This window comes from Thauera linaloolentis 47Lol = DSM 12138, assembly GCF_000310205.1.
GTDB classification, from domain to species: Bacteria; Pseudomonadota; Gammaproteobacteria; order Burkholderiales; family Rhodocyclaceae; genus Thauera; species Thauera linaloolentis.
This window is the reverse complement of sequence record NZ_AMXE01000014.1, coordinates 1-20433: the sequence shown is the minus strand read 5'-3', so window position 1 is coordinate 20433 and position 20433 is coordinate 1. Positions and strand designations below refer to the sequence as shown.

19 protein-coding genes are annotated in these 20433 nt (G+C 68.2%); 5 read left to right on the top strand and 14 right to left on the bottom strand.

The window, feature by feature from the left end; genetic code table 11:
* The first annotated feature begins 75 nt into the window (after nucleotides 1-75).
* The 5 genes from ccoG (at nucleotide 76) to C666_RS06030 (ending at nucleotide 3360) form a co-directional block, all read left to right on the top strand.
* Nucleotides 76-1509: a cytochrome c oxidase accessory protein CcoG gene (gene ccoG / locus C666_RS06045; RefSeq protein ID WP_028792340.1), complete on the top strand. Its 1434-nt coding sequence runs from the start codon at nucleotides 76-78 to the stop codon at nucleotides 1507-1509.
* Between the two features lies 1 nt (nucleotide 1510).
* On the top strand, nucleotides 1511-2023 hold the full coding sequence (locus C666_RS06040; protein WP_004335456.1) for a FixH family protein: 513 nt from the start codon (nucleotides 1511-1513) through the stop codon (nucleotides 2021-2023).
* A 27-nt stretch (nucleotides 2024-2050) separates the two neighbouring features.
* On the top strand, nucleotides 2051-2197 hold the full coding sequence (locus C666_RS19675) for a DUF3149 domain-containing protein (RefSeq protein WP_004335454.1): 147 nt from the start codon (nucleotides 2051-2053) through the stop codon (nucleotides 2195-2197).
* A gap of 39 nt (nucleotides 2198-2236) precedes the next feature.
* A complete protein-coding gene (locus C666_RS06035; RefSeq protein WP_004335453.1) occupies nucleotides 2237-2473 on the top strand; it encodes a hypothetical protein in 237 nt (78 codons plus the stop codon).
* A gap of 314 nt (nucleotides 2474-2787) precedes the next feature.
* Complete coding sequence (locus C666_RS06030) at nucleotides 2788-3360, top strand: cysteine dioxygenase family protein (RefSeq protein ID WP_004335452.1); 573 nt, start codon at nucleotides 2788-2790, stop codon at nucleotides 3358-3360.
* Between the two features lie 144 nt (nucleotides 3361-3504).
* Here C666_RS06030 and C666_RS06025 read toward each other — a convergent pair whose 3' ends face one another.
* The 14 genes from C666_RS06025 to C666_RS05960 form a co-directional block, all read right to left on the bottom strand.
* Nucleotides 3505-4842, bottom strand: coding sequence for an LLM class flavin-dependent oxidoreductase (locus tag C666_RS06025; RefSeq protein WP_004335451.1), 1338 nt, complete (start codon nucleotides 4840-4842; stop codon nucleotides 3505-3507).
* Nucleotides 4843-4868: 26 nt separating this feature from the next.
* Nucleotides 4869-5825, bottom strand: a complete 957-nt coding sequence (locus C666_RS06020) for an ABC transporter substrate-binding protein (RefSeq protein WP_004335450.1) — start codon at nucleotides 5823-5825, stop codon at nucleotides 4869-4871.
* A gap of 10 nt (nucleotides 5826-5835) precedes the next feature.
* Nucleotides 5836-8298: a TonB-dependent receptor plug domain-containing protein gene (locus C666_RS06015; RefSeq protein ID WP_004335449.1), complete on the bottom strand. Its 2463-nt coding sequence runs from the start codon at nucleotides 8296-8298 to the stop codon at nucleotides 5836-5838.
* Nucleotides 8299-8420: 122 nt separating this feature from the next.
* Nucleotides 8421-9521, bottom strand: a complete 1101-nt coding sequence (locus C666_RS06010) for an LLM class flavin-dependent oxidoreductase (protein WP_004335448.1) — start codon at nucleotides 9519-9521, stop codon at nucleotides 8421-8423.
* Between the two features lie 145 nt (nucleotides 9522-9666).
* Nucleotides 9667-11100 carry an MFS transporter gene (locus C666_RS06005; RefSeq protein WP_004335447.1) on the bottom strand — a complete coding sequence of 478 codons (1434 nt, stop codon included), beginning with the start codon at nucleotides 11098-11100 and terminating at the stop codon, nucleotides 9667-9669.
* A gap of 87 nt (nucleotides 11101-11187) precedes the next feature.
* Nucleotides 11188-11793: an NADPH-dependent FMN reductase gene (ssuE, locus tag C666_RS06000; protein ID WP_004335446.1), complete on the bottom strand. Its 606-nt coding sequence runs from the start codon at nucleotides 11791-11793 to the stop codon at nucleotides 11188-11190.
* A gap of 64 nt (nucleotides 11794-11857) precedes the next feature.
* Entirely contained in the window at nucleotides 11858-12682 is an 825-nt protein-coding gene (locus C666_RS05995; RefSeq protein WP_004335445.1) for an ABC transporter permease, read from the bottom strand.
* A 37-nt stretch (nucleotides 12683-12719) separates the two neighbouring features.
* Nucleotides 12720-13721: an ABC transporter substrate-binding protein gene (locus C666_RS05990; protein ID WP_004335444.1), complete on the bottom strand. Its 1002-nt coding sequence runs from the start codon at nucleotides 13719-13721 to the stop codon at nucleotides 12720-12722.
* A 70-nt stretch (nucleotides 13722-13791) separates the two neighbouring features.
* Nucleotides 13792-16305 (bottom strand): TonB-dependent receptor plug domain-containing protein, encoded by a 2514-nt coding sequence (locus tag C666_RS05985; protein ID WP_004335443.1) that lies wholly within the window; start codon nucleotides 16303-16305, stop codon nucleotides 13792-13794.
* Between the two features lie 62 nt (nucleotides 16306-16367).
* Nucleotides 16368-17558, bottom strand: coding sequence for an alpha-hydroxy-acid oxidizing protein (locus tag C666_RS05980; RefSeq protein ID WP_004335442.1), 1191 nt, complete (start codon nucleotides 17556-17558; stop codon nucleotides 16368-16370).
* A gap of 14 nt (nucleotides 17559-17572) precedes the next feature.
* Nucleotides 17573-18571 carry an ABC transporter substrate-binding protein gene (locus C666_RS05975; protein WP_004335441.1) on the bottom strand — a complete coding sequence of 333 codons (999 nt, stop codon included), beginning with the start codon at nucleotides 18569-18571 and terminating at the stop codon, nucleotides 17573-17575.
* A gap of 67 nt (nucleotides 18572-18638) precedes the next feature.
* A complete protein-coding gene (gene tolR / locus C666_RS05970; RefSeq protein ID WP_004335440.1) occupies nucleotides 18639-19070 on the bottom strand; it encodes a protein TolR in 432 nt (143 codons plus the stop codon).
* A gap of 1 nt (nucleotide 19071) precedes the next feature.
* Complete coding sequence (locus C666_RS05965; RefSeq protein WP_004335439.1) at nucleotides 19072-19881, bottom strand: MotA/TolQ/ExbB proton channel family protein; 810 nt, start codon at nucleotides 19879-19881, stop codon at nucleotides 19072-19074.
* 67 nt (nucleotides 19882-19948) lie between these two features.
* Nucleotides 19949-20433, bottom strand: a 485-nt coding sequence (locus tag C666_RS05960; protein ID WP_004335438.1) for a TonB family protein, incomplete at its 5' end; no start/stop codon positions are given.

Here is a 20433-nt window from a genome sequence, read left to right as displayed (position 1 = left end):
GTTCCATCCCGGGAGGAGGGGGTCCTCCCGGGGTCATCAATAAAACAAGAACAAAAATCCATCGGTAAAGAGGCCATGAGCAGCCCATCCCCACAGCCGAAGCAAGCGGCAAAACCTTCGCATTCTCCCCAATCGAGCGATACCCTCTACGAGTCGCGCAAGAAACTGTATGTGCGCGCAGTCACCGGTCTGTTTGCCAACTGGCGCTGGGCGCTGGTGTGGTTCACGCAGATCGTCTTCTACGGGCTGCCATGGCTGAGCTGGAATGACCGCCAGGCCGTCCTGTTCCACCTCACCGAACGCAAGTTCTATATCTTTGGCTGGGTGTTCTGGCCCCAGGACGTGGTGTTCCTTGCCCTCCTGCTGATCGTTTCCGCCTACGCGCTGTTCTTCTTCACGGCCATAGCAGGCCGCCTCTGGTGTGGCTACGCCTGTCCGCAGACGGTCTACACCGAGATCTTCATGTGGATCGAGCAGAAGATCGAGGGCGACCACAACAAGCGCCAGAAGCTCGACAACGCGCCGATGAGTGGTGCCAAGCTGCTGCGCCGGGGCGCGAAGTTCCTGGTCTGGGGGCTGGTGGCTCTGTGGACGGGTTTCACTTTCGTTGCCTATTTCTCGCCGTTGAAGGAATTGCTGGCGTCCGTGCCCCGCTTCTCCTTCGGGCCTTGGGAACTGTTCTGGATCCTCTTCTACGGCGGTTTCACCTACCTGTTCGCGGGCGTGATGCGGGAGCAGGTGTGCAAGTACATGTGTCCCTATGCCCGCTTCCAGGCGGTGATGTTCGACCCTGACACCCTGGTCATCACCTACGACGAAGGACGCGGCGAACCGCGCGGCACGCGCAAGAAAGGGCTCGACCCCAAGACGGTCGGCAAGGGCGACTGTATCGACTGCGGCATCTGCGTTCAGGTCTGTCCGACCGGGATCGACATCCGCCAGGGTCTGCAGTACGAGTGCATCGGCTGTGCCGCCTGTATCGACGCCTGTGACCAGGTGATGGACAAGATGAACTACCCGAAGGGCCTCATCCGCTATTCGACCGAAAATGCGTTGAAGAAGGGGTGGGGGCGGAAGGAGATCATCGGGCACGTTTTCCGGCCGCGCACGCTGGTCTATGGTTTCGTGCTCGTGGCCATGTGCATGGGCTTCGTGTTTTCGCTCGCGGGCCGCGACCCGCTCCGGGTCGACGTAATCCGCGACCGCTCCTCGCTCGGGCGTGAGATCGAAGGCGGTATGATCGAGAACGTATATAACCTGCAGGTCATGAACATGACCGAGGATCCACGCAGCTTCCGTATCGAGGTCTCGGGCCTGCCCGGCATCAGGATCGGTACCGCGCAGCAGGTCGAGGTCGCGCCGGCCGCGACCTATTCGCTCACGACCCAGGTTCTCGTCCCCTACGATGAGGGCAAGCCGGGAGCGAACGCGATCACCTTCCAGATTTCCGCGGAAGACGATCCCAGCCTGAGCCTCGAAGAGGAAACGACCTTCCTTATTCCGAGATGAGATGAATACGACCCCGACCGACAAGACGCAGCCACCATGGTACAAGCAGGGCTGGCCCTGGTTCCTGATCAGCTTTCCCGCAATCGCAGTCGTTGCGGGCATCATCACCTTCGTGATCGCGGCCCGCACCTTCGACGGCATGGTGGTTGACGACTACTACAAGGAAGGGCGGGCCATCGTGCAAACGATGGGGCGCGCCGAGCACGCCCGCGAACTGGGCCTGAAGGCCCATCTCGTGGTGCGAAGTGATTCGATCCGGATCGAGCTCGACGCGCTCGACGTGACAAACCTGCCGGAAAGAATCTTTCTCACGGTTTCGCATCCCACGCGCGACGGAATGGATCAGGAAGTGCTGATCGAAGGTTCCGGCGGCGTTTACCAGACGGCGCTGGCCCCCCTGAGCACGGGGCGCTGGTTGTTCCTGCTAGAAGACGAGTCCCGCAGCTGGCGCATGAACGGGGCCGCATACCTCCCGACAGAGACGGAAATCAGGATTGATCCATCCGGTTCTTAACCCGTCTGTGTTGAATGGAGGTGTACCATGGCTTGGGAACTTCTGCTTGGTAGCGATATCGGGCTGCTCAGCCTGTTTACGATTTTTTTCATCATCGGCATGGCGATTTATCTCTGGCGTTTTGCCAGGCGCCACATGGACGAAGACGAGAGAAAGGCGGGAACCGGCCATTGAGGGCGGTGTCTGAGTTCCTCATGGCAGAGGAGACATGCGATGCTGAAATGGATACAGGTGCTATGGCCTTCGTTCCTGGTGGCAGCAGCGGCAGAAGCAGTCTTTTTTACCGTGATCGATCCGCAGCAGCTCTACCTTTTCGGGCAGCCGGTTCATTACAGCGAACTGGCGACCTATTCGATAGGCTTCCTCGGCTTCTGGCTGGTCTGCGCTGCGTCCAGCCTGAGCACGATCTTCCTGCAACGCAGCGCAGATGAGCTGAACCGGCGGAATTGACACCCTCGATCGACGCTCCAGCAAGAACGGCCCGCAAGGGCCGTTCTGCATTTGTGCCGCGTACTGACGGGGTTGTGCGGGGCGTGGAGCCCGCTTGGCAGGTCATGCATAGCATTGCATGAATCCGTATTTGGCCAGCAGGAATCGAGTGATATCTTTTCGGTATAAATAATCGTTAATTTCATGCGTTAATGGAATTAATTTCTATTGCCGGCCCGAAGGCGGCGCCGAGCGCGCTCGTTCGGTTCTGCGGGTTCGATGTGCCGCGGGGCCTGCCCGCCCGAGTCATCCGAAAGAGATCAAAGGAGTTTCTGATGAGTACCGATTCCCTGCGCGAATTCGTCGTTGCGCTCACCGAGCTGGTCGAGAGCGGCGCGGACGAACCCCGTATCCTGGCCGAGGGCCGTGGACTGCTCGGCAAGCTGGTCGCCACTGACGACTGGCTGCCCGAAGCCTTTGCCCAGCCGCATCCCCAGTACTACCAGCAGTACCTGCTGTACGCCGATCCGCGCGAACGCTTCTCGGTGGTGTCCTTCGTCTGGGGGCCAGGCCAGAAGACGCCGCTGCATGACCATACGGTATGGGGCATCGTCGGCGTGCTGCGCGGCCAGGAGCGCGAGCGCAGCTTCGTCCTGCGGCCGGGTGGCGGCTATGCCGAGACCCACGTCGGCGTGCTCGGGGCGGGCGGCGTGACGGCGGTGTCGCCGAGCATCGGCGACGTGCATGTCGTCGAGAATGCGCTGGCCGACGAGGTTTCGATCAGCATCCACGTGTACGGCGGCAACATCGGCCGTATTTCGCGCCACGTGTTCGACGCCGAGACTGGCGCGCCGAAGGCTTTCGTGTCCGGCTACGCCAGTGCCGTGGTGCCGAATCTGTGGAGTTGAGGCAGTGATGGTGTCCCCGGGGACGAGGCGGCGTTTCGGAGGGATGTACCACAGCGCCCCCGTTGATCATTTGATCGGCGGGGGCGCTGTGGTATCGATGGCGGCCGCAAAACGGGTACGGCGGGGAAAGCCGCCTTCCGGCCGTCAGGCCGCCGCGCCGGTGCGGCGGGCGAGCGTGTAGCGGTTCTCCGGCACCGCGAAATCGAGGTGGCCGCGCAGCGTGGTGGCGGTGTAGTCGCGCTTGTAGAGGCCGCGTTCCTGCAGGATGGGGATCACCAGTTCAACGAAGGCGTCGAGCTGGCGCGGGAGCGACTCCACATAGTTGAAGCCGGCGATGGCGCCGCTTTCGAACCAGCGCTGGATGGCGTCCGCCACCTGAACCGGGCTGCCGACGAATTCCTCGCGCGGGCTGGCGCTGCGCAGCGCGGTCTCGCGCAAGGTCAGTTTGTTGTCGCGGGCGAAGCCGGCGATGCGCTCGGACACACTGCGGTTGCTGGCATAGGCGGAGGCCGGCAGTTCGGGGAAGGCTTCGTCGAGTGGGTGTTGCGAGAAATCGTAGCCGTCGAAGGGGACGCCGAGCTGCTTGAGCGCCTCTTCGATACGGACCAGCGATTGCGCTTCCTTGTACTTGCGGCGCGCTTCCTCCTCGGTTGGGGCGACCACGGTGCGCAGGCCGGGGAAGAGGCCGTAGCTGTCGGGCGCGCGGCCGAAGGCGGTGGCGCGGCGGCGGATGTCCTCGGCGTAGGCGATGGTGGCTTCGAGCGTGCCGGCCTCGACGAACAAGGCCTCGGCGTGCCGGGCGGCGAAGTTGCGGCCCTCCTCGGACGCGCCGGCCTGGAAGATCACCGGCTGGCCTTGCGGCGAGCGGCTGATGTTGAGCGGCCCGCGCACCGAGAAGAATTCGCCCTTGTGATTGAGCTGATGCTGCTTGCCGGGGTCGAGAAAGACGCCGCGCTGCTTGTCGCGCGGAAAGGCGTCGTCCTCGTAGGAGTCCCACAGCCCCTGTACGACGTGCAGATGCTCGGCGGCGAGACGGTAGCGCGTCTCGTGCTGGGGGTGCTCGGCCTTGCCGAAGTTGGCGGCGGTGCCGCTCAGCCACGAAGTCACGACGTTCCAGCCTGCGCGGCCGCCGCTGATCAGGTCCAGCGAGGCGAACTGGCGGGCGACGTTGTAGGGCTCGGTGTAGCTGCTGGTGAGTGTGCCCACCAGGCCGATGCGGGACGTGGCGCCGGCCAGCGCCGACAGGATGGTGAGCGGTTCGAAGCGATTGAGATAGTGCGGGCTGGAGCGTTCGGTGATGAACACGCTGTCGGCGACGAACAGGAAATCGAACTTGCCGGCCTCGGCGACGCGCGCCTGGCGTCGGTAGTGCTCGATGTTGGTGCTGGCGTCGACCACCGCATCCGGATGGCGCCAGTCGTCGTAGCCGGGGCCGGCGCCGAACAGGACGAAGCCGAGCTTGATCTGCTTGGGAGTGCTCATGGTGATGGTTCCTCAGGGTTGTGCCGTCAGTCGACGATGGAAAAACGGGTGTCGAAGCTCGGCCGGACGTCGATCTGCTGCTTGATGACGCCGGCGGCGTAATAGGTGTCGGCAATCTGCTGCTGGCCGGCGATGACGCGCTCGTCGATCGGAACGCCGCGTGGCCGCGTGGCCTCGTGCATCTGCTTGAGCACGTCCACCGGCAGGCCGGTGAGGCGGGACTGCATCGCCGCGTAGGCGTCGCCGTTCTGCAGCGCCCAATCCTGGGCGCGCTGGCTGCGGCGCAGGAAGTCGGCGATGGCATCCGCCTTGGTCTGGATGGCCTTGTCGTGCGCGGCGAGGTAGCCCAGGCCCGGCCACAGGCCGTTGCCGCCATGGGTGACGACCTTCGCGTTCTCCCGCGTCAGCGCGATCAACAGGTAGGGGTTCCAGATCGACCAGGCATCCACTGCGCTGGAACTGAAGGCCGCCTTGCCGTCGGCCGGCAGCAGGTAGACCAGCGTGACCTCGTTCAGGGCGATGCCGGCGTGGCGCAGGGCGGCCACGACCAGGTAGTGGCCGATCGAGCCGCGCGTCACCGCGATGCGCTTGCCGCGCAGGCTGGCTGCATCGGTGAGTGGACTGTCACCGCGGGCGATGATGGCGATGCTGGACGGGTCGGTCTGGGTGGCGCGGACGGCCCTGATGCGGGCGCCGGCCGCGACCGCGAACAGCAGCGGGGCGTCGCCGGTGCCGCCGAGGTCGATCGAGTTGGCCGAAAGCGCTTCCAGCAGCGGCGCGGCCGCCGGGAAATCCGCCCATTCCAGGGTGTACGGCAGCCCGTCGAGCACGCCGGCGCCCTCGAGCATGGCGCGCATCATGCCGCGGCCGTCCCCGACCCGCAGCACGGTGCGTGCCGGCGCTGCGTGCAATTGCGGTGCTGCGAGCAGCAGGCCTGCGCCGGCAAGCAGGCGCAGGCGGCTGCGCTGGACGTTTTCGCTCATCGTGCGCTCCTCAGAAGTTGTGGGTCAGGCGGGCGTAGTAGTAGCCGCCGGTGAAGCCGAAGGGCGAGAACTGGCCGTACTGGAAAGTGCCGGTGGTGCTGGGGATGCCCTTTTTGTCCGGATAGACGTCGAACAGGTTGTTGGCGCCGATGGCGAGCGTGGTCTGCGGCGTGATCGCATAGGCGATGTCGAGGTCGGTGATCCACTTCGCCGAGTAGGTCCGGTCGTTCACCGCGCTGGTCGAAATCTCCGAATACTTGCCGTAGCGGGTCAGGCGCAGGTTGACGTCGAAATCGGACACTAGCCAGTTCGCCGACAGGATGACCTTGTCCCTGGGTGTACCCACGGTGAGTTCCCCGCGCTTCTGGCGGTCGAACAGCTCGTAGCCCAGGTTGCCGAGCACCGCCGGCGTGTCCTTCAGGCGGTCGATGCTGGTCTTGTTCCAGGCGTAGGCCAGGCCCCACCTGACCAGGCCGTATTCGTCCAGGTCCTGCGTGTACTCGCTGACGAGGTCGACGCCGCGGGTGACGGTATCGACCGCATTGGTGTAGTACTGGGCCGAGAGGTTGGGGTCGAAGCCGCCCGCCGCGAGGATGGCCGACACCGTTGGACCGCGCAGCAGGCCAGTCTGCACGATGCGGTCGCGCACCTTGATCTGATAGGCGTCGACGGTCAGGCGGAACTGCGCGTTCGGCTCGAACGTGATGCCCAGGCTGTAGTTGAGCGACTTTTCCGGATCGAGGGGCTCCGCGCCCAGCGCGCGCGCTTCCGGCGAGCCCACCGGCAGCACCTTCTGCGGGAGCTGCTCATAGCTGCCATCGGGAAGCACGAGATAGCCCACCGTGTTCGACGCGTAGATGCTCTGCGCGAGCGACGGGGCGCGGAAACCGTTGTTCACCGTGCCTCGGATGGCGAGTCCGGGGGCGAGGACGTAGCGGCTGCTCAGCTTGCCGCTGACGGTGTCGCCGGCGCTGTCGGTGTAGTGCTCGGCCCGCAGTGCGGCGCCGAGGTACCAGCGCTGCGTGATGTCTGCGCCGATGTCGGCATAGGCGGCGTAGCTGTCGCGGCTGATCGAGCCGGCCTCGGCCGGCGAAGTGCCGTTGTAGGACACCAGCCCGGGGTTGGGGCGCCGTCCGGCATAGGGGCCGCTCGGGATGACATAGTCGCCGATGGTGTAGGCGTCGGGCTCGCCGGCCTTGATCTGGAAGCGCTCGTAGCGGTGTTCGGCACCGAACGAGACCTGCAGCGGCTTGGCCAGGCCGAGGTCGAACTGGCGCGTCACGTCGGCATTGTTTGTCCACTGCTCGAAGATGTGCGTGGTCAGGTGGAAGGAGGTCGGGCTGGCGGGGCCGAGCGAGGCGTTGAGCGTCTTGCGTGCGTTCAGCTTCGTGCGGTCGCGGCCGTAGGTGGAGCTCAGGTCCCAGTGCCAGCCGGCGGTCTCGCCGCGCGCGCCGGCTGCGACCTGGAAGTCGGTCTCGTCGATGACGCGGTAGGCGGTGATCCCGTCCGGATAGAGCTCGGGCAGCGCATTGATGCTGGTCGGCAGGAAGCTGCCGGTGTTCTTCAGCGCATGGCGGTAGGACAGCGTCGAGAACGAATAGAGCGTGACGCCGTTGGCCAGCGGCAACTCGGCGTTGTAGGCGGTGTTCACGATGTCGATCTCGCCCTGGCCATAGGGGCCGCCCCAGGCCTTGCGGTCGGCGGTGGCCTCGCGCGGGTCGGGCGATCCGTCCGGCAGCGCATGGTAGAGCTGGCCGGGCGCGTCCTGGCCGCGTGCCGAGGGCTGGTTGGTCTTGTAGTTCAGCGCCCAATGCAGGAAGCCGCCATCGCTGCCCAGTGCGAAGCCGCCGTCGAGCGCCTGCTGGAAGGTCTCGCCGTCGCGCTCGTAGTTCTGGCCGATCGTTGTTTCCGACGTGACGCCGTTGTCGCTGCGCTTGAGGATGATGTTGATGACGCCGGCGATGGCGTCGGAGCCGTACTGGGCGGCGGCGCCGTCGCGCAGGACCTCGATGCGCTCGACCGCGCTCAGCGGGATCAGGTCGAGATCGGTGGGCACGCTGCCCGATGCCACGCGCGCGAGGTTGTTGATCAGCGCCGTGTTGTGGCGGCGCTTGCCGTTCACCAGCACCAGCACCTGGTCGCCGGGCAGGCCGCGCATTGTCACCGCGCGTGAGATGTAGGACGTGCCGCCGCCGTTCATGGCCGGCAGGTTGAACGAGGGCAGCAGGCGGTTGAGGACTTCCTTGAGGTCGGAATTGCCGGACTGGCGGAGCGTGTCGCCGGACACGACGTCGATGGGGGCGGGACTGTCGGCGACGGTGCGCTCGATGCCGCGGATGCCGGTGGTGACGACGACGTCGCCGACCTTGCCGAGCGAGGTCGTCTCGGCGGCGGCGTGGCCGCCGGCACCGGCGAGGAAAAGTCCCTGGACGAGGAAGGCGAGGCGGAGCAAGCGGGGTTGGGATTGGGGCATGGTCGTGATCTTGTCGGAGTCGGGATGTTTGCCGCGGCCGCGCGGCGCAGCGCGCGGCCGGTGTGGCGGTCGATGGAAAAACGGAAAAGGGAGGCGGCCGGCTCCGGCCGCCGGCGGGGCGTTCAGCCCACCTTGCGCAGTCCGGCGGCCTTGCGCGCGGCGACCAGCGCGCGGATGCGCGGCAGCAGCTCCTGGCCGTACTCGGCCGCGTCGCGCAGCGGCTCGAAGCCACGGAAGAGGAAGGTGCTGACGCCGAGCTCGTAATACTCGGCCACCGCCTCGGCGACCTGGTCGGGCGTGCCGACGAGCGAGGTCGAGTTGCCGGCGGCGCCGGTCAGCGCGGCGATCTCGGTCCACAGGCGCTTGTCGTGCACACGCGATTCGCGCGCGATGCTCACCAGCCGGTCGGAGCCGACATTGGCGCTGTGGCTGCGGAACTTCGCCGCGCCGTCCGGGCCGAGCAGCGCCTTGGCGTCGGCGAGGATGCGGTCCGCGCGCGCCCAGGCTTCTTCCTCGGTGGCGCCGAGGATGGGGCGCAGCGACAGGCTGAAACGCAGATGCCTGTCGCGGCCGTGGGCCGCGGCGGCGCTGCGCACCCGGGCGATGCGCTCGCGGATCTGCGCCAGGGGTTCGCCCCACATCATGTACACATCGGCGTGCCGGGCGGCGACCTGCACCGCAGCGTCCGAGGCGCCGGAGAAATAGATCGGCGGGTGCGGCGACTGCACCGGCTTGACCTGGGTGTGATTGTCCTCGATACGGTAGTGCCTGCCCTGGTGGTCGAAGGGCGTGTCGCTGGTCCAGACCTTCTTGAACACCTCCAGGTATTCGTCGCTGCGGGCATAGCGTTCGTCGTGGGGCAGAAAGTCGCCGTCGCGCTGCAGGTCGCCGCCGTCGCCGCCGGTGATGACGTTGATCGCGGCGCGGCCCCTGCTGAGCTGGTCGAGCGTGGCGAACTGGCGGGCGGCGAAGGTCGGGGCCTGGAACCCGGGGCGGTGGGCCACCAGCAGGCCGAGGCGCTCGGTGACGGCGGCGGCGTAGGCGGCGAGCGCGAAGGAGTCGGCGGAGGCGGTGCTCACCGCCAGCAAGGCCTTGTCGAAGCCGCCGTATTCCTGGGTTTGGGCAAAGGCCTTGATGAACCCCAGATCGATGTTGGGGCCGCGCGGCGCCAGCGATTCGCTACTTTCCTGCGGGCCGATGAAACCGATGAATTCCAAGCTCATAGCGTTCATCCTTGATGACGGAAGTGGAGGAGCGTCGGAGCCGATAGAAGCCTGTTTGCTGCCGGACCGACGGTTACCGGCATGATAAAGCCCAATAAATATTACACAAACGAATAAAACATATATCTATATATGTCCAAATTGGTTATTCGTCTGGCGCCTCGGCAGGCGGCCGCAGCGCCAGCGGCAGGGCTGTCCTGCGGATCCGCAAGGCGGGGATGATGGTGGCCAGGGCGAGTATCGAAATCGCGAGAAAGGCTTCGCCGTATGCCGTGCCGGCCGGCGCCGTGCCGCTGCGCGCATGGACGAAAGCGGCGACGGCCGCCACGCCGAGCACGCCCCCCATCTGCCGGGCGTAGTGGAACAGCATCGACGACTGCGCCAGCACCCGCCCGTGCATGCCGCGCAGGGCGCCGAGGTTGGGCGCGGGCAGCAGCAGGCCGAGCCCCAGCCGCGCGCCGGCCAGCGCGAGCACGACCTGCAGGGGGCCGATGGACCCGGTGCGGACCGCCAGCCAGAGCGATAGAAACGGGGCGGCGAAGAGCAGCAGGCCGGCGACGGTGACGTGGCTGAGGTCGTGGCGGTCGCACAGCCAGCCGCCGAGTGGCAGCGCCAGCGCCAGCATCAGGCCGGCCGGCACCAGCACCGCGCCGGCCGCCGTGGCGCTGTAGCCGAGCGAATCCTGCAGGAACACCGGCACCAGGTAGGTCGAGGCGAACAGGCAGCAACCGCTGGTGAAGCCGACCACGCAGCCCCACAGCAGCGGCGGGAAGCGGAACAAGCCCGGCGAGAACAGCGGCGCTGCGCTGCGGCGCATGTGGAAGCACAGCGCCGTCAACCCGGCGCCGACGGTGAGGCTGCCGGGCAGCGACAAGGCCGGCAGGGATTCGACGACGACGAGGGCGCCGGTGGTGACGGCGGTGAGCAGCGCGAGGCCGCGTCCATCCAGCGGTGGGGCCGTGCGTGCCGCCACGGTGGCGGGCAGCAGGCTCAGGCCGGCGGCGATGGCCAGGACGCAGCAGGGCAGGTTCATCAGGAAGATCGCCTGCCAGCCGAAATGGTCGATCAGCAGGCCGCCGAGTGCGGGCGCCACGGCCGGCGCCAGTACCATGACCATGCCCTGCAGGCCGGAGACGCGCCCCTGGATGGCGGGGGCGAACCACTCCAGGGTCACGATGCTGCCCATCGGCAGCAGCATGCCGCCGGCGAAGCCGAGCATCATGCGCGCCGCGACCAGTATCGGAAGGCTGGGGCTGAGGGCGCCACACAGGCTGGCCAGCGCCATCGCCGCCACCGCGCCGAGATAGCAGCGCCGCAGGCCGACGCGCTCGATCAGCCAGGCCGAACTGAGCATCGATACCGCGGTGGCCAGAAGATAGCCCGTGTAGGCCCACTGCACCTCGTCCTGGCCGACGCCGAACTGCGCCATCAGCGCCGGGCCGGCGACGTAGAAGCTGGTCATCGACAGCGCCGCGACCAGGTTGCCGATGGTGATGGCGCCGAGCAGCCACCATTTGTAGCGCTCGCCGTAGCGGAACAATTGCTCGGAGGTGGACGGGGCGCGGAACAGGTGGGACATGGGGCGTCGACATGAAGCGGGCGAGCCCTAGGAGATTCGCCCGCATGGTGGAAGGCGGCACGGCAGGCCGCGGGGAGGTCTGGCGGGTCAGGCGGTGAGGGGGGCGGCGAGGGGCTCGCGGCCGCCGCTCGAGGCAGGGGCCGGTGTCCGCGTCGCGCTGGCGCGCTCTCGCGCCGATAGCGTTTCCCGCAGGCGGAGCAGGCCCTCGCCGATGCGCTGCTCGATCGCGGCGTCGAGCGCCAGTCCTTCGCCTTCGACCCTTGCCTGGGCGTCGATGACGTAGATGCTGGACAGCAGATGGTGGGCGCCGAGCGCCGCCAGCACAGGTTTCAGGCCGTAGTCCAGCGCCAGGGTGTGGGCGAGGCTGCCGCCGGTGGCCAGCGGCAGGACGGTCTTGCCGGCCAGTCCGTCCTGCGGCAGCAGGTCGAGGAAAGTCTTGAGCAGGCCGGAATAGGCCGCCTTGTATACCGGCGTGCCGATGATCACCGCGCGTGCTCCGGCGACGCGGCCGATGGCGTCGGCGATCGCCGGGTCCTTGGTGTCGGCGGCACACAGCGCCGCGGGGGGCAGATCGCGTATCGCGAGGCTGTCGACCCGTTCGCCGCCTGCGCGCAGTTCGGCGGCAATGTGCTGCAGGATGCGGTGGCTCCTGGAGGTCGCGGAAGGGCTGCCGGAAAGGGTGAGGATGCTCATGTGGGGGCTCCGTTCGTCTATCGTGTGTTTCAGGGTTCTTGGGTGGGAGGGGCGCCGGCGGCCATCAGGCGCCGACGATGGACGGGCGCCAGGCCAGCGCATGGCGTTCGAGGAGACGCACCAGCGCATCGGTGACCAGGCCGAGCGCGCAATAGATCAGCAGGCAGACCACGATCACGTCGGTGCGCATGAAGTCGCGCGCTTCGTTGATCAGGTAGCCGATGCCGGCCGTGGCGTTGATCTGTTCGACCGCCACCAGCGCCAGCAGCGAGATGCCGAGGGCGTAGCGCAGGCCGACGAAGAAGGCGGGCAGTGCGCCGGGCAGGATCACGTGCAGGATCAGCTCGGCGCGGTTCAGGCCAAGCGTGTTGGCGGCTTCCACCAGCTTGGTGTCGACGCCGCGGATGCCGCCGTAGAGCGTGAGATAGACCGGGGTCTTGGTCGCCAGCGCGATGAGCGCGATCTTGGTGACCTCGCCGATGCCGAACCAGACGATGAAGAGCGGGATCACGCCGAGGAAGGGCAGCGTGCGCAGCATCTGCATCGGTGGATCGACGGCGAGGTCGCCGACGCGTGACAGTCCGGCGGCGAGCGCGGCCGAGATGCCGATCGCCAGGCCGATGGCCAGGCCGCTGAAGGCGCGCTGCAGCGATACCAGGAAGTGGCGGCCGAGGTCGCCGGACGAGACCAGGCCGGCGAGCGCGTCGGCGATGGACGAGGGAGCGCCGATCACATGCGGCGGAATCAGACCCTGGCGGGAAGCGAGTTCCCACAGCAGCACCAGCACCAGCGGACTCACCAGGCGGTTGAGCGAGGGGTGCCAGGGCAGGCGCAGCGAGCGCTTGCCCGCGGGGGGCGAGGCTGGAACGGGAGTGGCGAGATCAGTCATGGGGTTGTTCTCCGGAAGTCGGGGGGACGTGGCGCCGTCATGGCTCCACGGTGGCAGGAAAGAGGCGGGTATCGAACAGCCTGGCGACGTCGATGTCCCGCGCCAGCAGTCTCTCGGCGGCATAGACGTCGGCGACGCGCCGCAGCCGGTCGATGGCGGCCGGCGTGACCGGCTGCAGGCCGGTATGGCCGCGCCCGATCACGCGTTCGGCGATGTCGGGCGCCAGTCCGGTGATGCGGGCGTAGAGCCCCGTGTAGGCGGCGATGTTGGCGTTGCGCCACTCCTGCGCGCGCGCGAGGCGCCGGACCACGTCGGCCAGCGCGGCGCGCTTGGCCGGGTCCGCGAGCGCGCGCTCGGATACCGCCAGGTAGCCGTCGCCGCTATTGATGCCCTCGCCGTCGCGCAGCACGCGCGCGCCGCTCAGTTCGGCCGATGCGAGATAGGGGTCGAAGGTGGCCCAGGCCTGGATATGGCCGGATTTGAACGCCGTCAGCGCATCGACCGGCTGCAGGTAGCTGAGCGTGGTGCGCTCCGCCGGCACGCCTGCTTCCTTCAGCGCGCCGAGCGCCAGGTAGTGGGCGATGCTGCCGCGCGCGGACGACACCACCAGCTCCTGGCCGTCGAGGTCGGCGATGCTGCGCAGCGCGGAACCGGCGGGCACCACGATGCCGACGCCGCGCGGGGACGATGTCGCGACTGCGACGATGCGGAAGGGGGTGCCGGCTGCGGCGGCGGCCAGGGTCGGGCTGTCGCCGGCGGGCGCGGTATCGACGGCGCCCGCCTTGAGCGCCTCGAACAGCGGTGCCGCACCCTGGAAGTTGGCCCATTCGACCTGGTAGGGAATGCCGTCGAAGGCGCCGGAGGCTTCGACCAGGGCGCGTGTCATCCGTACCTGGTCGCCGAGCACCAGGGTGACGGGTGCGGTGCCGGCGTCTGCCGCGCCCGGCGCGGCCGCGCGCTCGCAGCCGGCGAGACCGGGCATGGCGAGTGCGGCAAGGGCGGCGAAAAGCAAGGCGTTCCAGCGGCGGAGGCTGTGCATGGCGGGGGCTCCGTAAATGTGCATCCGGGGGCGCGCCACCGGCGGCAGTGCCGGTGGCGGCTGGGGCAGCTCAGAAGTCGTAGGCCGCTTTCAGGTAGTAGAAGCCGCCGCTCGGCGCGAACGGCGACGGCCCGTACAGGAAGAACGCGGTGCCGCCGTTGGCGTCGCCCGGGCCGTTCTTGTCCGGGCGGACGTCGAACAGGTTGTTGGCGCCGACCGAGACCTTGAAACCGTTCTGGAAGGCGTAGGTGACGTCGAGGTCGGTGATCCACTTGGCGCCGTAGCTGGAGTCCTGCGCCGGGTTCTCCGATAACTGCCATTTGTAGGCGCCGTGGCGGGTCGTCTGCAGGGTGACGTCGAAGGCGTCGATCAGCCAGCGCGCCGACAGGATCAGCTTGGTCTTCGGCTTTTCCACCGTGAGCGAGCTTTGCGCCGCGCGGCCGAACCACACCAGGTTGCCGCCGGGGTTGGCGCCCAGGCCGGTGAGCTGGCCGGGCGAGGACTTGATCTTGGTGATCTCGGTCTCGTTCCAGTTGAAGGCCGCGTTCCAGCGCACGACGCCGTACTTGCCGTGGTCGGTGGTGACGTCGCCGACGATATCCACGCCGCGGCTGCGGGTGTCGACCGCGTTGGCGAAGTAGTTCACCCATTCGGTGCCGGTCAGGCCGTGGGCCTGCAGCAGCGGCGCCAGCGCCGGGCCGTACAGGTAACCGGAACGGGCGATGCGGTCCTTGACCTCGACCTGATAGGCGTCGACGGTGATGTTCACGTCCCTCGACGGCGTCAGCACGAAGCCCAGGCCGATGTTCGTCGAGCGTTCCGGATCGAGGTCCTCGGCGCCGAGGGCGCGGGCGAGCGAGGAATCGTTGAGCAGCAGCTTGGACAGGCTGGGCACGACCACGCCGGTGGCGTTGATGTTGGTGCGGTTGTCGGTCTGGCTGTAGCCGATCTGGGGCAGGGAAGGCGCGCGGAAGCCGGTGCCCACGGTGCCGCGGATGGCGAACACCGGATTGAAGTCGTAGCGCGAGTTGATCTTGCCGCCGAGAGTGTTGCCGGTGCTGTCGCTGTAGTGCTCGGCGCGTACCGCGAGATCGACGAACCACTGCTCGGTCGGATAGAAGCCGATGTCCGCGTAGCCGGCGAAGACACGGCGGGTGACGTCGGCCTCGTCCGCAGGCGACAGCGCCACGCCCGCCTGGGCGCCGACCGCGGCCGGCTGGCCGACGTTGGGGTCGCCCGGCTGGTCGCCGGGCCGGAAGATGTAGCCGCCATTGAGGTAGCCGAGCGGATCGCCCGCCTCGGTCGTGAAGCGCTCGTGGCGGTGCTCCAGGCCCCATGACAACTGCACCGGCTTGCGGGTGCCGAAGTCGAGCGCGCGGGTGAAGTCGGCGTTGGTCACCCACTGTTCGAACTGGTAGGTGGCGAGATCATCGAAACGCGTCGGCGAATCCGGTCCGAGCGAGGGGTTGAGACTCAGCTCGCTGAACTGCTTGGCCCGGTTCCTGGCGTAGGACGTGCTCAGGTCCCAGTGCCAGCCTGAAGCCAGGCCCTTGGCGCCGGCCACGAACTGGTAATCGACCTCTTCGGCGTTGTTGATGGCGTAGTAGCCGTCGGGGAAGATCTGGTTGATGTTGGCCAGGCTGTTGGGCCGGCGGAGATTGTTGCCGCTGCGGGTATCGCGCTGGCCGAGGGTGCCGAAGGAGTACAGCGTGAGATCGCCGCCGATCGGCAGTTCGGCGTTGTAGGACAGGTTGTAGGCCTCGATCTCGGGGTCGCCGTTGTGCGCGCCGTCGCGGTTCCAGGTGGCGTTCTTCGGGTTGCTGCCGGGCGCGTAGGCAATGCCGTTGGTCGCCGGGAAGTTCCACCACGCCATGCCGCGCTGGCGGGCGTCGGCCGACAGATGCAGGAAGCCGCCGTCCTGGCCGAGGGCGAAGCCGATGTCGCCCTCCAGCTTGTAGGTCTCGATGTCGCCGTCGCCGTCGTAGAGGCTGCCGTAGGTGAGGCCGACATGGCCGCCATGGTCGGTGTTCTTGAGCACCACGTTGATGACGCCGGCCACTGCGTCCGAGCCGTACTGCGCGGCTGCGCTGTCCTTGAGCACCTCGATGTGGCTGACCGCGGAGAGCGGGATCATGTCGAGGTCGACCGGGTTGGCGCCGCTGGTGTCGCCGGTGCCGTTGGCGAGCAACGAACCGTTGTGGCGGCGTTTGCCGTTGACCAGCACCAGGGTGTACGACGGGCCGAGGCCGCGGTTGCTGACCGCGCGCACCGGAGAGTTTACGCCTGCCTGGTTGGTGCTGAAGTTGAAGGATGGCAGCAGGCGGGAGATCGCCTCGCCGAGTTCGGCGCGGCCGGTGCGCAGCAACTGATCGCTGTTGATGACTTCGATCGGTGCCGGGCTGTCGGCCACGGTGCGCTGGTCGCCGCGCACGCCGGTGGTGACGACCACGTCCTGCACGTTGCCGATGCTGGTGCTCTGCGCATGGGCGGGAGCGTGGATGGCGGCGATGGTGGTGGAGAGCAGGGTTGCTGCGCCGAGCAGCGGGCGGTGTCGCCTGGGGTTTCTTGTCGGGGTACTGCGCATGGTTCAGCTCCGAAACGTGGATGAAGGGCGGGGTCGGGAAATGCTCGGGTCCGGGGATGGGGTCAGCCGATCAGCCCGGTGCGGCGGATGTCGTCCACGGTGGCGGCGCCGGCCAGCTGCATCACGGTGCGCAGTTCGCGCTCGATCTGCTGCAGCACCGACTGGACGCCCTGCCAGCCGCCGAGCGCCAGGCCGTAGAGCACCGGCCGGCCGAGGGCGACGACGTCGGCGCCCGAGGCCAGAGCCTTGAAGACGTCGGTGCCGCGGCGCACGCCGCTGTCGAAGATCAGCGGCACCCGGCCCTGCACCGCGTCGGCGATGGCGGGCAGCACGCTGAAGGCGGCCGGCGTGCCGTCGAGCTGCCGGCCGCCGTGGTTGGATACCTGGATGCCGGCAGCGCCGGCGTCGAGCGCCAGGCGGGCGTCATCCGGCGCGGCGACGCCCTTGACGACGACCGGCAGGCCGCTGTGGCGCTTCACGAAATCGATGCTGTCGGCGTCGAGCCGGGATTTGAAGCCGCGATCGATGGCGCGCGGCCGGCCGGACGCATCGAGGAAGTTGCGCGGTGCGGCGGCGGCCGGATAGACGAAGCCGTTGCGGCGATCGCGGTCGCGGTTGCCGCCCACCGGCACATCCACGGTGAACACGATGGCGTTGTAGCCGGCGGCGCGGGCGCGCTGCAGCAGTTCGGCGTTGAAGCCGTCGTCGTTCGTCAGGTAGATCTGGAACCAGCGCGGGCCGTCGGCGGCCTGCGCGGCTTCTTCCAGGCTGAGGGTGGCGACGGTGCTGACCGTATGCAGCGTGCCCGCTGCCGCCGCGCCGCGCGCGGTGCCGGCTTCGGCGCTGACGTGGGCGATGCCGTGGCCACCCATGGGGGCGATGATCACCGGCATGGCGATACGGCTGCCGAGGATGGTGGTGGCGGTGTCGGTCACCACCTTGCCGGTCAGCACGCGCTGCGCCACCTGCTTGCGCCCGAAGGCGGCGCGATTCTCGCGCAGCGTCCATTCGTCCTCGGCGCCGCCGGCGATGTAGTCGAATCCGGCGGCGGGAATGACCTTGGCGGCGGCCTCCTCGAGCTCCAGCAGGTTGGCAAGCTGCAGCGGGCGCTCGGCGCTGCCGGTCTGCCAGGTCTCGGCCGGACGGCTGGCCGCGGCCTGGGGATTGCGGCCGGCTGCGGCCAGCGCCGGCTGGGCGAGCAGTGCGCCGCCATAGCCCAGGGCGCCCAGCAGGGTGCGGCGGACGGGGTTCATCGTCGCGTCTCCGTTCATGCCAGCACCGCGTCGAAGCTGCGGTTCCACAGCGGCGCGACATCGAGGCGGCGGCCGAGCACACCGTGCTCGAAAAAAGTGTCGGCGACCTGCTGCTGCGAGCGGATCGCGGCATCGCTCACCGCGATCAGGCGGCCGGGCTCGCTGCGTTGGCGGAATTGTTCGAGGAAGAGCGCTTCGGCCGCGCCGGTCAGGCGCGAGATCTTGCGCGCCCAGGCCTGCGGGTTGTCGTTGATCCATTCGAGTCCGGCGCGCTCGCGCAGCAGGTAGTCGGCGATCGCCGCCCGCCGGCCCGGGTCGGCGATGGCACGTGCATGGGCGGCGACGAGGTAGTTGCCCGACAGGTAGCCGAGCGCGGTGCGCAGCACGCGGGCGCCCTGGGCCTGGACGACCTGTACCGCCAGTCCGTAAACGACCCAGGCGTCGAGGCGGCCGGTCTGGAAAGCGACCAGGCCGTCCTGCGGCGACAGCGCGATCGGCTCGATGTCGCGCCAGTCCAGGCCATGGTCGTGCAGCAGGCGCAGCAGGAAGTAATGCGAGGTGGTGGAGCGCACGTAGCCGACGCGCTTGCCCTTCAACTGTGCGGGGTCGGTGATCGGGGAGCCCTTCGGTACCAGCGCCACCTGGTTGTTCACGTCGCCGCGCAGCACGCCGATGATGCGCAGTGGCGTGTTGGCATCGACGGCGAAGATCGGCGGGATTTCGCTCATGCCGCCGTAGTCGATGCTGCCGCCGGCGATGGCCTCGACGATCAGGTTGCCGCCCGCGAACTCGGCGTAGTCCACCTTGTAGGGTGTGTCGGCGACGCCGGCGTCGTCGAAGAAGTAGGACGTCTGCCCCTTGTAGGAGGCGACCCGCAGGGTGACGCTGGCGGGGCTCGTGCTGGCCGCGGCCGTTCGCGGCAGCATCAGGCCGCAGCCCAGGCCGAGGCCGGCGCCGATGCCGTGAGCGAGAAATCGACGGCGAGCGCCGTCCGCCGGATGGTCCGGATGCATGGCAATTCCTTGATCGGATTTCGGGATCGCTGCTCCCGCCCGGAACGGGCGGGAGGGCGTCGGGGGATCAGTTGCGTTGGGGTTGTTCCGACACCAGCGCGACCTTGTTGAAGCCGGCGTCGCCGAGCAGGCCCATGGTCTCGATGACACGGCCGTAGGCGATGCTGCGGTCGCCGCGTACATGCACGCGGCGCTCGGCGTCGCCCTCGGTGGCGGCGCGCAGCGTCGGCACGAGGGTGTCGGCGCTCACCTCGGTCTGGTCGACGTAGACCTTGCCTTCGGCATCGATGCTGACCGCGATCGGCGGTTTGCTCTCGGTCAGCGGCTTGGCGTTGCTGGTGGGCAGGTCGACCTTGACGCCGTTGGCCATCAGCGGCGCCGCGACCATGAACACGATCAGCAGCACCAGCATCACGTCCACCAGCGGCGTGACGTTGATTTCGGACACCGGCGTCATCAGGCCGCCGGTCGGGTTGGCTCCGGGAAGTTTCGCGCCCATGTCAGGCCCCCTGCGTGCCGAGTCTGGCACCGGCAGCCGGCTGTGTGGCGGCGCGCGCTGCGGCGGGCACGGAAATCACGCTGTCCGGCAGCGGCCGGCCGGATTCGAGCTGGCGCGACAGCTGCACTTCGACCACGCCGATCAGCGTGCCAAGGCGGTTGGCGTAGGCGCCGATGTCGCCGGCGATGCGGTTGTAGGCGATGACCGCGGGAATCGCCGCGGCCAGGCCCAGCGCGGTGGCGAACAACGCCTCGGCGATGCCTGGCGCGACCACCGCGAGGCTGGTGTTGTTGGTGGCGGCGATCCCCTGAAAGGCGTTCATGATCCCCCACACGGTGCCGAACAGGCCGACGAAGGGCGCGACCGAGCCGATCGTGGCGAGGATCTGCGAGCCGCGCTGCAGGTGCTCCAGTTCGATGCCGGTGCTGACCTGGCCGACGCGGATCAGGCGCTCCTTGAGGCTTTCGCGGCCCGAGGGGGTGAGGTGCAGGTCGTCGTCGTGGGTCAGCTTCCATTCGTTGATCAGCGACCTGAAAACCTTGGCGAGCGGGTCCTTCGGGTGCCGGGCGAGGCTGGCGGCCAGCTCGGGCAGCGAGGGGTTTGCGCGGAAGGTGTCGAGCCAGCTGCGGGCGCGCTGGTGCAGGATGCGGAAGCGCAGCAGCTTCTCGACGATCACGCCCCAGCTCGCGACCGAGGCGAGCAGCAGCAGGATGATGACGCCCTTGCCGACGCTGTCTGCGTGCAGGAACAGGTCGACCGGCGACAGGGAGATGTTGACCGCGCCGTCGGCGGTGGATGCGCTTGTGCTCATGGTGGTTGGGCTCTCTGGTTTGGGAAGGGTTGATGCCGGGTGAGGTGGGTGTCGGATGAAGTGGGGATCAGCCGCCGAGGCGATAGACGATCGCCCCCGACAGCCGGTAGCTGCCGGCGCCGAGATCCGGCAGCGGCGGGAAGGGCGCGGCGGCGCGCAGGGCCTCGGCGGCGGCGCGGTCCAGGGCCTCGATGCCCGAGGGTTCGAGCTGGAAGTCGATCAACTGCCCGCTCGGGGCAAGCTGCAGCGTGTAGCCGATGCGTCCTTCCTGGCGGCGCAGCGCGGCGGCCTTGGGATAGCGCCCGGCGGCGATGCGGTTGATGCGCGCATAGACCTGGTTGACGTAGTCGCTCGGGATGGCGTCGCCGTTGGCCTGGGCCGGACGGGCGGGCGCGGCCGGGGCCGGCTGCGGCGGAGCGGGTGGCGCGCTCTGCTCGACGGGTGCGGTCTCGGCGACAGGCGGCACCTCCTCCGGCGCTTCGGCGAAGGCGTCGGGCGGCGGTGCTGCGGCCGGTTTCGGCGGCGCGGCAACCCGCGGCCGCGGCGCGGCCG